20 protein-coding genes are annotated in these 13193 nt (G+C 56.5%); 19 read left to right on the top strand and 1 reads right to left on the bottom strand.

Annotated elements, in window-relative coordinates:
• Window positions 1-19 precede the first annotated feature (19 nt).
• From rpsN to rpmD, 6 genes are all read left to right on the top strand, one after another.
• Window positions 20-325, top strand: coding sequence for a 30S ribosomal protein S14 (gene rpsN, locus ACR0B0_RS17475; protein ID WP_010437098.1), 306 nt, complete (start codon window positions 20-22; stop codon window positions 323-325).
• A gap of 13 nt (window positions 326-338) precedes the next feature.
• Entirely contained in the window at window positions 339-731 is a 393-nt protein-coding gene (gene rpsH, locus ACR0B0_RS17470) for a 30S ribosomal protein S8 (protein ID WP_010437099.1), read from the top strand.
• Between the two features lie 12 nt (window positions 732-743).
• Entirely contained in the window at window positions 744-1277 is a 534-nt protein-coding gene (gene rplF, locus ACR0B0_RS17465) for a 50S ribosomal protein L6 (protein ID WP_170351676.1), read from the top strand.
• 11 nt (window positions 1278-1288) lie between these two features.
• Entirely contained in the window at window positions 1289-1648 is a 360-nt protein-coding gene (gene rplR, locus ACR0B0_RS17460; RefSeq protein WP_058283506.1) for a 50S ribosomal protein L18, read from the top strand.
• A gap of 116 nt (window positions 1649-1764) precedes the next feature.
• Complete coding sequence (rpsE, locus tag ACR0B0_RS17455) at window positions 1765-2334, top strand: 30S ribosomal protein S5 (RefSeq protein ID WP_058283505.1); 570 nt, start codon at window positions 1765-1767, stop codon at window positions 2332-2334.
• A 12-nt stretch (window positions 2335-2346) separates the two neighbouring features.
• Window positions 2347-2535, top strand: a complete 189-nt coding sequence (gene rpmD, locus ACR0B0_RS17450; protein ID WP_008757946.1) for a 50S ribosomal protein L30 — start codon at window positions 2347-2349, stop codon at window positions 2533-2535.
• 102 nt (window positions 2536-2637) lie between these two features.
• On the opposite strand, the gene ACR0B0_RS17445 is transcribed toward rpmD, so the two are convergent.
• Window positions 2638-3069, bottom strand: coding sequence for a MarR family winged helix-turn-helix transcriptional regulator (locus ACR0B0_RS17445; RefSeq protein ID WP_170351675.1), 432 nt, complete (start codon window positions 3067-3069; stop codon window positions 2638-2640).
• A 77-nt stretch (window positions 3070-3146) separates the two neighbouring features.
• Here ACR0B0_RS17445 and ACR0B0_RS17440 point away from each other — a divergent pair, with 77 nt between their 5' ends.
• The 13 genes from ACR0B0_RS17440 to ACR0B0_RS17380 all read left to right on the top strand — a co-directional run bounded on the left by ACR0B0_RS17440 (window position 3147) and on the right by ACR0B0_RS17380 (window position 13185).
• Window positions 3147-3515 carry an antibiotic biosynthesis monooxygenase family protein gene (locus ACR0B0_RS17440; protein WP_480648897.1) on the top strand — a complete coding sequence of 123 codons (369 nt, stop codon included), beginning with the start codon at window positions 3147-3149 and terminating at the stop codon, window positions 3513-3515.
• A gap of 21 nt (window positions 3516-3536) precedes the next feature.
• Window positions 3537-3995 carry a hypothetical protein gene (locus tag ACR0B0_RS17435; RefSeq protein WP_170351673.1) on the top strand — a complete coding sequence of 153 codons (459 nt, stop codon included), beginning with the start codon at window positions 3537-3539 and terminating at the stop codon, window positions 3993-3995.
• 170 nt (window positions 3996-4165) lie between these two features.
• Window positions 4166-4378, top strand: a complete 213-nt coding sequence (locus tag ACR0B0_RS17430) for a DUF1127 domain-containing protein (RefSeq protein WP_170351672.1) — start codon at window positions 4166-4168, stop codon at window positions 4376-4378.
• Between the two features lie 178 nt (window positions 4379-4556).
• Entirely contained in the window at window positions 4557-5417 is an 861-nt protein-coding gene (locus ACR0B0_RS17425) for a hypothetical protein (protein ID WP_254437437.1), read from the top strand.
• 144 nt (window positions 5418-5561) lie between these two features.
• Window positions 5562-6035, top strand: coding sequence for a 50S ribosomal protein L15 (rplO, locus tag ACR0B0_RS17420; protein WP_480648895.1), 474 nt, complete (start codon window positions 5562-5564; stop codon window positions 6033-6035).
• Window positions 6036-6144: 109 nt separating this feature from the next.
• Window positions 6145-7509 (top strand): preprotein translocase subunit SecY, encoded by a 1365-nt coding sequence (gene secY, locus ACR0B0_RS17415; protein WP_058283501.1) that lies wholly within the window; start codon window positions 6145-6147, stop codon window positions 7507-7509.
• A complete protein-coding gene (locus ACR0B0_RS17410) occupies window positions 7506-8150 on the top strand; it encodes an adenylate kinase (RefSeq protein ID WP_170351670.1) in 645 nt (214 codons plus the stop codon). Before secY ends, ACR0B0_RS17410 begins: the two co-directional genes overlap by 4 nt.
• Before the next feature lie 200 nt (window positions 8151-8350).
• Entirely contained in the window at window positions 8351-8719 is a 369-nt protein-coding gene (gene rpsM / locus ACR0B0_RS17405) for a 30S ribosomal protein S13 (protein WP_058272383.1), read from the top strand.
• Between the two features lie 15 nt (window positions 8720-8734).
• On the top strand, window positions 8735-9124 hold the full coding sequence (gene rpsK, locus ACR0B0_RS17400; RefSeq protein ID WP_008757289.1) for a 30S ribosomal protein S11: 390 nt from the start codon (window positions 8735-8737) through the stop codon (window positions 9122-9124).
• A 115-nt stretch (window positions 9125-9239) separates the two neighbouring features.
• Window positions 9240-10256: a DNA-directed RNA polymerase subunit alpha gene (locus ACR0B0_RS17395; protein ID WP_058276312.1), complete on the top strand. Its 1017-nt coding sequence runs from the start codon at window positions 9240-9242 to the stop codon at window positions 10254-10256.
• A gap of 129 nt (window positions 10257-10385) precedes the next feature.
• The gene (rplQ, locus tag ACR0B0_RS17390; protein ID WP_170351669.1) at window positions 10386-10808 is read left to right on the top strand and encodes a 50S ribosomal protein L17; all 423 of its coding nucleotides are present in this window, start codon (window positions 10386-10388) and stop codon (window positions 10806-10808) included.
• A gap of 141 nt (window positions 10809-10949) precedes the next feature.
• Entirely contained in the window at window positions 10950-12293 is a 1344-nt protein-coding gene (locus ACR0B0_RS17385) for a DUF3300 domain-containing protein (RefSeq protein ID WP_170351668.1), read from the top strand.
• 1 nt (window position 12294) lies between these two features.
• The gene (locus ACR0B0_RS17380) at window positions 12295-13185 is read left to right on the top strand and encodes a DUF2950 family protein (protein WP_170351667.1); all 891 of its coding nucleotides are present in this window, start codon (window positions 12295-12297) and stop codon (window positions 13183-13185) included.
• Window positions 13186-13193: the final 8 nt, after the last annotated feature.

Raw genomic sequence — 13193 nt, 5'->3', positions numbered from 1 at the left:
GCGCCGGGAGGATTAAGACATGGCTAAAAAAGCAATGATCGAACGCGAAAAGAAGCGCGAACGCCTGGTGGCCAAATATGCCGCAAAGCGTGCCGAGCTGAAAGAAATCGCGAATGACGAGAGCAAGCCGATGGAAGAGCGTTTCAAAGCGCGTCTGAAACTGGCGAAACTGCCGCGCAACAGCTCGGCTACTCGTTTGCACAACCGCTGTCAGCTGACCGGTCGTCCTCATGCTTACTACCGTAAGCTGAAGGTCAGCCGTATTGCGCTGCGCGAGCTGGGTTCTGCTGGTCAGATCCCCGGCATGGTGAAATCGAGCTGGTAAGGGAGACATAGATATGAATGATCCTATCGGCGATATGCTCACCCGTATCCGCAACGCGCAAATGCGCGGCAAGTCCACCGTTTCCACCCCGGCTTCCAAGCTGCGCGGTTGGGTTCTGGACGTGCTGGCGGACGAAGGTTATATCCGTGGCTACGAAGCGACGACCGGTGAAAACGGTCATCCGGCCATCGAAATCAGCCTGAAATACTACGAAGGCACCCCTGTTATTCGCGAGCTGAAGCGGGTCTCGAAGCCCGGTCGCCGCGTATACATGGGCGTCAATGACATCCCACAGGTCCGTCAGGGTCTGGGCGTGTCGATTGTCAGCACTCCGAAAGGTGTGATGTCGGACGCAAACGCTCGCTCCAACAATGTTGGCGGCGAAGTGCTCTGCACCGTCTTCTAAGGAGGTCTGTCAATGTCTCGTATTGGTAAAAAACCGGTCGAGCTGCCCAGCGGCGTTACCGCCACTGTGTCCGGCCAGACCATCGAAGTGAAAGGTCCGAAAGGCACCCGCAGCTTCACCGCAACCGATGACGTAACGCTGTCGGTCGAAGACAATGTTGTGCAAATCAACCCCCGTGGCATGTCCAAGCGTGCCCGCCAGCAGTGGGGCATGAGCCGCACCATGGTTGCCAACCTGGTAACCGGTGTGACCCAGGGCTTCAAAAAAGAGCTGGAGATCCAGGGTGTTGGTTACCGGGCGCAGATGCAGGGCAACACCCTGAAGCTGAACCTGGGCTACAGCCACGACGTTGATTTCACCGCTCCGGAAGGTGTCACCATCACCGCACCGAAGCAGACCGAGATCGTTGTGGAAGGTATCGACCAGCAGCAGGTGGGCGAAGTCGCGGCCAAAATCCGCGAATGGCGCCGTCCCGAGCCGTACAAAGGCAAGGGCATCCGCTATAAGGGCGAGTTCATCTTCCGCAAAGAAGGCAAGAAGAAGTAAGGACGCAAACTATGGCAAACAGCAAAAGAACCCTGTTTCTGAAGCGCCGCCTGCGCGTTCGGAACAAACTTCGCAAGGTCAACGCGGGTCGTCCGCGTCTGTCCGTACACCGTTCGAACAAGAACATCTCTGTTCAGCTGATCGACGACGTGCGCGGCGTGACCCTGGCGTCGGCCTCGACCCTGGAAAAAGATCTGGGTGTCGTTGGCAAGAACAACGTCGAAGCGGCCACCAAAGTGGGCGCGGCCATCGCCGAGCGTGCCAAGAAGGCAGGCGTCGAAGAGGCCTATTTCGATCGTGGCGGCTTCCTGTTCCACGGCAAAGTGAAGGCTCTGGCCGACGCTGCGCGTGAAGGCGGCCTGAAGATCTAAGACTTGCGGGCAGCTTTGCGGCTGCCCCGATGATCCGGGGGCCTCGGCAACAGTCGGGGCTCACTTGGATTGAACAAACGGCGCCGATTGCGCCATGTGAGAGAAGGGATGCCAAAATGGCAGAACGTGAAAACCGCCGGGGCCGTGGTCGTGACCGCGACGAAGCACCGGAATTCGCCGATCGTCTTGTTGCGATCAACCGTGTGTCGAAAACCGTAAAAGGTGGTAAGCGCTTTGGCTTCGCCGCTCTGGTGGTTGTCGGCGATCAGAAAGGCCGCGTCGGCTTTGGCAAAGGTAAAGCGAAAGAAGTACCTGAAGCCATCCGTAAGGCGACCGAGCAAGCCAAGCGTCAGATGATCCGCGTGCAACTGCGCGAAGGTCGGACCCTGCACCACGACATCGAAGGCCGTCACGGCGCCGGTAAAGTGGTAATGCGTACCGCACCTGAAGGTACTGGTATCATCGCCGGTGGTCCGATGCGTGCCGTGTTCGAAATGCTGGGCGTCAAGGACGTTGTGTCCAAGTCGCTGGGCTCGCAGAACCCGTACAACATGATCCGCGCCACCATCAACGGCCTGCAGAAAGAGCAGAGCCCGCGTTCGGTTGCACAGCGTCGTGGCAAAAAGGTTGCTGACATCCTGCCCAAGCGGGACGAAGCACCGGCTGCTGCTGAAGCAGAAGCATAAGGAGAGCGACCCATGGCAAAAACCATCGTCGTCAAGCAGATCGGTTCCCCGATCCGCCGCCCCGCTGAACAGCGCGCGACCCTGATCGGTCTGGGCCTGAACAAGATGCACAAGACCCGTGAGCTGGAGGATACTCCTTCGGTCCGCGGCATGGTCAACAAGATCCCGCATCTGGTTGAGATCATCGAAGAACGCGGCTAAGCGCGACATCTTCGAAAAGTTAGAAACGCCTCCGATATTTCGGGGGCGTTTTATCATTTAAGGGTTATGACGGTCTCTTAGTTTAATCGATATGGTGTCAGTTCAATCTGAACGCATTTTTTCTATTACACGGCGCATATAGTTCATGAAACGTGCCTGTTCAGTTTCACTTAACACCTGTAGGGCTTCGGCATTTACGCTTTGAGCAGACTCATAGGCGCTGTTTCGAATTGCTGTGGCCTTCTCAGTTAACCAAATCATTTGGGCTCTGGCGTCAGCGGGGTTCTTTGTTCTTTTGATCAAGCCGTCGCGTTCCATTCGGTTGAGCGTGTTCGCCAGGGTCGCTTGTTCGACATCAATTTTGCCCAGCAATTCTTTTTGCGTCACGCCGTCTTTGAGCCAAAGCTGCAGTAAAATCGGAAATTGCCCAACAACGATGCCCAAGGGCGCAATGCGCTGCTGCAATTCCTTCGCAAACAACCGCGCCATGTGATTGACCAGGTATCCGGCCGAGTTTTCTTTTTCAAAGTTCATGTTCAAGATTTACACTTGCATAGCAAGCTATGCAATAATATATAGCTTGCTATGGAGAAGAATTGAGAGGAATCGAAATGGCTCGTATTGAAGAGTTGGACAAAATCGTCACGCTGGCAGATCAGATGCAGACCGAAGAAGGTCCGGTAGTGCTGATCAACCTGTTCACAGTGGACGCCAAAGACAAAGAGGCGCTGCTGAAGGCCTGGGCGCATGATGCAGATTTCATGAAATCTCAGCCAGGATATATTTCTACACAACTCCATCAGGGCATCGCTGGCAGTTCGACCTTTGTGAACTACGCGATCTGGCAGGACGTCCAAAGTTTCCGCGACGCATTTACCAATCCCGAATTTCAGCGACGGATCGCGGACTATCCAGATAGTGCTGTGGCGCGGCCACATCTTGTTCGAAAGCTCGCAGTTGAAAACCACTGCGTCGCCTGATGCGATAACCGGAGTAGCAACATGTTAAGAACCATCCACCCCATCGCCGGAGTATTAGGTTTTCTTACAATCCTCGTTTTCTGGACATCCACCTTGTACAGCGAGTTATTTGCAACCCATGCGACCGTCGCCGCGGTAAAATCCATGATCGTCAGCGGACTGTTTATTCTGGTGCCAGCAATGGTGATTGTCGGTGCATCCGGCATGTCTCTTGGGCGTCGCCGCAAAGATGTCCAGGCGCTCGCCAAGAAGAAACGGATGCCGATCATAGCGATGAACGGACTTCTCATCCTTGTTCCCGCCGCCATCTACCTTAGCGCAAAAGCAAACGCAGGATCATTCGACACCAGCTTTTATATTGTGCAAGTCGTTGAACTGATCGCTGGCGCCACCAATCTGACGTTGATGGGGCTTAGTATTCGGGATGGCCGGGCGATGACCGCCCGCAGAAGAAGTGCGCGAAAGCAGAGAAGCCAGTAAAGGTCCCAATTAAGCACAGCGCCCCGCATAGCTATTCAATGCACGCATAGCGGCTAGACCGAAATCTTCGTTGTTAGCGATACCGAACACTCCTATCTGAACCCTGTCCAAACAAGGAACACACAAGAAAACATCGGGGAATACGCCCCGATCAGGAAAGGAATTCAGATATGGCTTATACAGCAACAACCACTCACGGCATCACCGTTTTTGCTCGCATCGCTGACTTTGCAGCAAAGGTAAAAGAGGCTTACGCCCTGCGCGCAGAATTCAATCGCACCTATTCGGAACTACAAAGCCTGACCGACCGCGAACTGAACGATATCGGTGTGCGCCGCTGCGATATCAAAGACATCGCGCATGATCACGTTTACTGCTCGTAACACAGCAAGCTGATCCACGAATTCAGGGGCGCCGTTTGGCGCCGCTTTTTTGTTTGAGAGTCTATCGCGTCACAGCGCTGAAGTTTTTTGACCGGGCGCATTGCGAGGACGCCGCATATAAGGCACACGCCAGAAAAGCGACTTTTATGCTCGGTTCAATTTGGCGGAAAGACTTAGTATGGCGCGTGAATATCAGATTGGAATGCTGTGGGTCGAAGGCCCCCTGAGTTTCCTGGAACAGCTCTGCATCAAGTCTTACCTGGACGCAGGACAAAGTGTGCGCCTCTATACTTATGACAACGTCACAAACATCCCCGATGGGGTCGAGCACCGCGATGCGCGTGAGGTACTGCCCGATTCCGAGTTTGTGACTCATGGCCGAACCGGAAGCCCGGCACCTCATTCGGACAAGTTCCGGTATCGACTGCTGGCGCAAGAAGCGGATTTGATCTGGGCAGATACCGATGCTTACTGTCTGAAGCCTTTCTCGACACCCAACGGCCATTACTATGGGCGGCTCGAAGGTGAGGTGGCCACAGGCGTGCTCGCTCTACCTCAGGATAGTGATACACTGGGCAAATTGATTGAGCTAACCAATGATCCTTATTTCATTCCGCCGTGGTTGCCTCCGAGGCACCGAAAGCCGCTGGAAGAATCGCTGCAGAACGGAGCGCCGGTAAACGTCCCTGAGGTGTTCTGGGGGGTGTGGGGGCCACGGGCGTTTACCTGGGCACTGAAGCAGACGGGTGAGATCAAATATGCGCTGCCCGAGCACGTTTTCTATCCGCTGAACTTCACGCGCCGCCGTGCCCTGGCCCGGCCGAATGCTAGAATCGACCACTACATGAAAGAGGATACGGTTTCGATCCATCTATACGGTCGACGGATGCGAGCGATCATGCGGACCAAATATGGCGGCAGACCCGATCCGAACAGTCTGGTGGGCAAACTGGTCGAGAAGCACGGTATCGACCCACTTGCAGCCCCCATCCGGCCGCATAAAGGGTCCGCTGAAAAGGCGGGTGGAGCCGAGGACTAGCGCGGTACGCTTCCGCGGGCTTGCCAAGAGAGGTCAACGGGCCTATACGCCTGCGGTGGCCTTGCGCCATACGAATCAAAACCAAGAAATGCCGTGGTTGGCCCATCACGCTTCGGGGGTCACATCCGGCTAAGGAGAAGCGATATGAAACTGCACGAATTGCGCGACAATCCTGGCGCCACACCGAAACGCACCCGCGTTGGCCGTGGTCCCGGTTCCGGCAAAGGTAAAATGGGTGGCCGTGGTATCAAAGGCCAGAAATCCCGTTCGGGTGTGGCCATCAATGGCTATGAAGGCGGCCAGATGCCGTTGTACCAGCGCCTGCCCAAGCGTGGCTTCAACAAGCCGAACCGCAAGGAATTCGCCGTTGTCAACCTGGGTTTGATCCAGAAATTCGTCGACGCCGGCAAGCTGGACGCCAAAGCTGCGATCACCGAGGACGCGCTGGTTGCGTCCGGTCTGGTTCGTCGCAAGCTGGACGGCATCCGCGTTCTGGCCAAGGGCGAAATCAGCGCCAAGCTGAACCTGGAAGTCACCGGTGCTTCGAAAGCTGCCGTTGAGGCAGTCGAAAAAGCGGGCGGTTCACTGACGGTCACAAAAGCTGCTGCGGCAGAGTAAGCGCTTGTGAGCGGGCAAAGACCCGCTTACATAGTCCTCAGAGTTTTCCCAGACGCCGCCCGAGCCGGAAAACGGTTCCGGGCGGTGTTTTCATAAGAGAGACCGATTTATGGTATCAGCAGCAGAACAAATGGCAGCCAACACAAGCTGGTCTGCCCTTGGCAAAGCCACCGATCTGCGCAACCGCATCCTGTTTACGCTGGGTTTGTTGATCGTTTATCGCCTGGGCACCTTTATTCCGGTGCCGGGGATCGACGGGCAGGCCCTGCGCGAATTCATGGAGCAGGCGGGGCAGGGCATCGGCGGCATGGTTTCGATGTTTACTGGCGGGGCGCTGGGACGGATGGGTATCTTTGCCCTCGGCATCATGCCCTACATTTCAGCCTCGATCATTGTGCAGCTGCTGACATCTATGGTTCCCGCGCTCGAACAGCTCAAGAAAGAGGGCGAGCAGGGACGCAAGAAAATCAACCAGTATACCCGTTTCGGCACCGTGGCTCTGGCCACCGTTCAGGCCTATGGTCTGGCCGTGTCGCTGGAATCGGGTGATCTGGCGACCGATCCGGGCATGTTCTTCCGTATGTCGACCATGATTACGCTGGTTGGCGGCACCATGTTCCTGATGTGGCTGGGTGAGCAGATTACCGCACGTGGCATCGGTAACGGTATCTCTCTGATCATCTTCGTCGGCATCATTGCCGAGGTTCCGGCCGCATTGGCGCAGTTCTTTGCCAGCGGACGCAGCGGTGCGATCAGCCCTGCAGTGATCGTCGGTGTGATCGTGATGGTTATCGCCGTGATCACCTTTGTGGTGTTCATGGAGCGGGCCTTGCGCAAGATCCACATCCAATATCCGCGCCGTCAGGCCGGTATGAAGATCTATGAAGGTGGTTCCAGCCACCTGCCGGTCAAAGTGAACCCGGCGGGCGTTATCCCGGCGATCTTTGCGAGCTCGCTGCTTCTGTTGCCGGTGACGATCTCGACCTTCTCGTCGGGTGCGACCAACGGGCCGGTGATGTCGTGGCTGCTGGCCAACTTTGGCCCCGGACAGCCGTTGTACCTGCTGTTTTTCGCCTCGATGATCGTGTTCTTTGCCTATTTCTATACGTTCAACGTGTCGTTCAAACCGGACGATGTGGCGGACAACCTGAAAAAGCAGAACGGTTTTGTGCCGGGTATCCGTCCGGGCAAGAAAACCGCCGAGTATCTGGAATACGTGGTCAACCGCGTGCTGGTTTTGGGTTCGGCCTATCTGGCGGCGGTCTGTCTGCTACCTGAAATCCTTCGGGGCCAGTTTGCCATCCCGTTCTATTTCGGAGGCACCTCGGTTCTGATTATCGTCTCTGTGACCATGGACACGATCCAACAGGTTCAGAGCCACCTGCTTGCGCACCAATACGAAGGGCTGATTGAAAAGTCCCAATTGCGCGGCAAAGGTAAGAAACGCGGCAGGAAGGGACCCTCTCGTCGATGAACATCATTCTTCTTGGGCCCCCGGGGGCCGGTAAAGGGACGCAGGCGCGCCACCTGGTCGAAACACGCGGCATGGTTCAGTTAAGCACTGGCGACATGCTGCGCGAGGCCAAGACCTCGGGCACCGAGATGGGGCAGAAGGTTGCGGCGATCATGGATGCGGGCAAGCTGGTCACTGATGAGATCGTGATCGGCCTGATCGAAGAGAAGCTGACCACCGAAACAGGCGCCGGTTTCATTTTTGACGGCTTCCCCCGTACGCTGGCGCAGGCCGATGCGCTGGCGGCGTTGCTGACCAAGCTGGGTCAGTCGTTGCACACAGTGATCGAGATGCGCGTCGATGATGATGCGCTGGTGGGTCGTATCACGGCGCGTTCGACCTGTGGCGGGTGTGGTGAGGTTTATAACGACATCACCAAACCGATTCCGGCAGACGGCAAGTGCACCAATTGCGGTAAGGAAAATGACTTCCAGCGTCGTGCAGATGACAACGAAGACAGCCTGCGTACGCGCCTGATGGAATATTACAAGAAGACCTCGCCGCTGATCGGCTATTACTACGCCAAGGGCGATCTGCGCCCCGTGAACGGACTGGCGGATATCAAAGAAGTCACCGCGTCGATTGAGGCGATCCTTGGCTGATATCAATATGGGCTTGACGGCGTTGCCAAAAGCCCATATCGACCCCCATCCCTAAAGGGAATCAAGACCGCATGCGGGATTCGTCCCAATTGCCCCGACCACCTCGAATAATGCTGAACCCTCTGGCCTCACTGCCACGGTAAAGCGTTGTGAAAAAAGGTTCTGGAGTTACGGAACCGCAACGAAAAGGAAAGTGACACGTGGCACGTATTGCCGGCGTAAACATCCCGACTGCAAAGCGGGTACCTATCGCCCTCACATATATCACCGGTATCGGAAACACCTCGGCCAAAGCGATCTGCGAAGCCGTAGGTATCGACGCGACCCGTCGCGTTAACGAACTGTCCGACGCCGAAGTTCTGGCCATCCGCGAGCACATCGACGCCAACTTCACCGTCGAAGGTGACCTGCGCCGTGAAGTTCAGATGAACGTCAAACGCTTGATGGACCTGGGCTGCTATCGCGGTCTGCGTCACCGCCGCAACCTGCCGGTTCGCGGTCAGCGTACCCACACCAATGCTCGTACCCGCAAAGGCCCCGCAAAGGCCATCGCTGGTAAGAAGAAATAAGGGAGGGTCTGACTGATGGCACGTGATAAGACTCGCGTTAAGCGCAAAGAGCGTAAGAACATCGCATCGGGCGTCGCCCATGTGAATTCGACCTTCAACAACACCAAGATCCTGATCTCGGACGTACAGGGCAACGCCATCTCGTGGTCGTCTGCCGGTACTATGGGCTTTAAGGGATCGCGGAAATCGACACCCTACGCCGCTCAGATGGCTGCAGAAGACGCAGGCAAGAAGGCGCAGGAACATGGCGTCAAGACGCTGGAAGTCGAAGTTCAGGGCCCCGGTTCGGGTCGTGAATCGGCTCTGCGCGCGCTGGCTGCTGTGGGCTTCAACATCACGTCGATCCGTGACGTGACTCCGATCGCTCACAACGGCTGCCGTCCGCCGAAGCGTCGTCGCGTCTAAGCGATTTTGAATTGAGCTGGGGCTGTGTTTTTTGCACGGCCCCAGCACGTCATTTTGAACCTCGGGCGTCTGCACCTTGTTGGTCATGGGGCGCGGACAGGAATGGAGGGATTACATGATCCATAAGAATTGGGCTGAATTGATCAAGCCGACCCAGCTGGAAGGCAAGCCGGGCAACGATCCTGCACGTCAGGCGACTCTGGTTGCCGAGCCTCTGGAGCGTGGCTTTGGTCTGACTTTGGGCAACGCGCTGCGCCGCGTTCTGATGAGCTCGCTGCAAGGCGCGGCCATCACCAGCGTCCAGATTGACAACGTCCTGCACGAGTTCTCCTCGGTTGCGGGCGTGCGTGAAGACGTCACCGACATCATCCTGAACCTCAAGCAGGTTGCCCTGCGCATGGAAGTCGAAGGCCCCAAGCGTCTGTCGATCAATGCCAAAGGCCCCGCCGTTGTCACCGCTGGCGACATCAGCGAAAGCGCCGGCATCGAGGTTCTGAACCGCGATCACGTCATCTGCCACCTGGACGATGGCGCCGACCTGTTCATGGAACTGACCGTCAACACCGGTAAAGGCTATGTCTCGGCTGAGAAGAACAAGCCGGAAGACGCACCCATCGGCCTGATCCCGATCGACGCGATCTATTCCCCGGTCAAAAAGGTTGCCTATGACGTTCAACCGACCCGCGAAGGTCAGGTTCTGGACTATGACAAGCTGACCCTGAAGATCGAAACCGATGGTTCGATCACGCCGGAAGACGCGCTGGCCTTTGCCGCTCGTATCCTGCAGGATCAGCTGTCGATCTTCGTCAACTTCGACGAGCCGGAATCGGCTGGCCGCCAGGACGAAGACGATGGTCTGGAGTTCAACCCGCTGCTGCTGAAGAAAGTGGACGAGCTGGAACTGTCTGTCCGTTCGGCAAACTGCCTGAAGAACGACAACATCGTTTACATCGGCGACCTGATCCAGAAGACCGAAGCCGAGATGCTGCGCACCCCGAACTTCGGCCGCAAGTCGCTGAACGAGATCAAAGAAGTGCTGTCCGGCATGGGTCTGCACCTCGGCATGGATGTCGAGGACTGGCCGCCCGACAACATCGAAGATCTGGCGAAGAAATTCGAAGACGCGTTCTAAACGCGTCTTCTCCAATGCCCGGCCCGAAAATGGGTTGCCGGGGACAACAAGGGCACTTCCGCCCCAAGGAGAGCCGGTGACACGCATCGCCGGCCAGACAAAGCAAAACGCGAAAGAAGGAACTAGAAAATGCGTCACGCACGTGGTTACCGCCGCCTGAACCGTACACATGAGCACCGTAAGGCGCTGTTTGCGAACATGGCTGGCTCGCTCATCGAGCATGAGCAGATCAAAACGACTCTGCCGAAGGCAAAAGAACTGCGCCCGATCGTTGAAAAACTGATCACCCTGGGCAAGCGCGGAGACCTGCACGCCCGCCGCCAGGCCGCATCGCAGCTGAAAGAAGACCAATACGTCGCAAAGCTGTTCGAAGTTCTGGGCCCCCGCTATGCCGAGCGTCAGGGCGGTTATGTCCGCATTCTGAAAGCTGGCTTCCGCTATGGCGATATGGCCCCGATGGCGATCATCGAATTCGTGGATCGCGACGTCGACGCCAAAGGCGCGGCCGACAAGGCCCGCGTTGCCGCCGAAGAGGCTGCAGACGAAGAATAAGAAAGCCCGGCTTTCTGAATTCTGACCCCCGTGTCTCCGGACGCGGGGGTTTTTGATTCCGCGGACCAAGCGGCCAACTGGTCCTCCTGTTGCCAGAATCGCAATCTTGGGTGATCCTTTAAGAAATTAAAGGATCGCAATATGTTTAGGTATCTGATTTTTATGCTCGGTATTGGCGCATCAACCGCGCTTTATGCTCAGGAAACATCCAATGATCCCGCGGCCGAAGAAACGTCAACTGATCAATCTGATCTGTTGACAGATGCCGAGCTGCAAACATTGGTTGCACCGGTCGCTCTTTATCCAGACACGTTGCTTATCCAGATATTTGTCGCCGCTACCCAGCCGTTGGAAATTGTAAAGGCCGAGCGTTTCTTGCTGGACAACGCCGACCGTGACCCCGCTGAGTTGGAGCCGGAAATCGATGCCATGGGCTGGGATCCTTCGGTCAGTGTTCTTGCAACGGCGTTTCCCGAAGTTGTCGGGCAGATGGCCACTCATATTGACTGGACCGAAACCATGGGTACCGCGATGCTGGCCCAGTCCGACGATGTGATGGACGCTGTTCAGGTGATGCGGGACCAGGCGATCGACAGTGGCGCATTAGTTTCAGGCCCTGAACAAACAGTTGAAGTGGCCGAAGACGAAACGGTAGTCATCACGCCCACAAACACCGAGACGGTATATGTGCCGCAATACAACCCCGAAACAGTTTATACCGGTCCATCGACAGGGGATGTGGTTGGTGCGGCGTTACTGACCTTTGGAACGGTCGCACTAATTGACGAAATTTTTGACGACGATGATGATTGGTACGACTATTGGGGCTGTCGGAATTGTGGCGGATGGAATGGTCAACCCATCATCAGGAACCCCGATATCGACATTGATGTCGACCGCAACGTCAATATCGACAGGGACATTGATCTTGGGGACCGGACGGACATCGGATGGCAACCCGATCCTGACCGCAAAAAACAGGCACAGGATAAAATCTCGAACCACAAAAGGCCCGAAAGTGGCCGTGGCGATCTGCCAGTGAACCGTCCCGAAGGACGCACAGATGAGTTGCGCGCGAAACTGAGCCGCGAATCTGGTGCTGCCGATATTAGTCGGGATGGCGCTTCGCGTGAGCGGGCAGCAGCGGTTGCCGCCGGAGCGGGCGCAGGAGCCGTCGCTGGCGGTGCGCTTGCCAACCGGGACAGTGGAAAGAAAGACCTGCCACAGGTGAACCGGGGCAATGTCGACCGGGATAAGGCCGCAGCCAAGCAGCAAGCCGTCGAGCGTACCAAGCAAAGACCGGAGACTGCGAAAAAGCCTGTCCAACAAAGACCCCAAGCTGCCAAGAAGCCTCAGGCCAAGAAAGCGGCTCAGCGCAAGCCACAGGCCTCCAAGGGGCAGGCGATGAAGAAAAAGGCGTCAGGGAAAAGAACCCACAGCGCGTCCAATCGCGGCCATGCCGCCAAAGGCAAGCGGAGACGGTAAGATGCGTAATTCGGTGTTTTCCATTATTTTTCTTACCGCAACTGCGGGTGCGGCAGTTTCAGATGGGGTTCGGTTCGACACGCCGCAAACTGCCCTTGATGCCTTTGTTGATGCCCTGAGGGCGGATGACCAAGGCAAGTTGCTGGAGATTTTTGGGCCCGAGGCGGAAGACCTGATCGGGACAGGTGATCCTGTCGAGGATCAGGAAAGGCGGCAGGAAGTACTTGCCATGTACGCCGAGGGTTACCGATTTCAGCCCGACGAGGACGGCGTCGTTCTTTTGTTGGGCGAAGACAGCTGGCCATTCCCGATCCCCATTTCACGAGGCGAAGACGGCTGGCAATTCGATCTCGAAGCCGGCATCGAGGAACTTTCGGCGCGCGAGATTGGCTTGAACGAACTGGACGTGATCGAACTGCTTGAGGCTTACGTCGATCTTCAGGCTGCGTTCAGGCTGGTCGATCACAATGGTGATGGCGTTATGGAATTTGCTCAGACGATTATTGCGGATCCAGGCGTCAGAAACGGGTTGTTCTGGCCCGAAGAAGACAGCTTTGTCGGTGCAGCACTGGCCCGCGCTGCCGCTTCGGGTTGGAGTGATGGCGAGGTTGATTACGAGGCCGAGCCCTTCCTAGGGTATTACTATACTATCCTACAAGAGCAGGGTCCAAATGCACCGGGTGGCGCTTATTCCTATTTTGTCGGTGATAGGTTTGTCGCCGGGCACGCCCTGTTGGCAGTTCCAGCCGAATATGGTGAAACCGGTATCCATTCATTCCTTGTGGGCGAAAACGGAATTGTTTTCGAGGCGGATTTTGGCCCCGAAACACTGGAAATAACTGCGGATTTTACGTCCTACGATCCCGGTCAGGATTGGTCGCCGATTGAATGATGCGTGCG

The sequence above is a fragment of the Ruegeria sp. BA12 genome (genome assembly GCF_056539625.1).
This window is presented reverse-complemented; position numbering and strand designations above follow the sequence as displayed.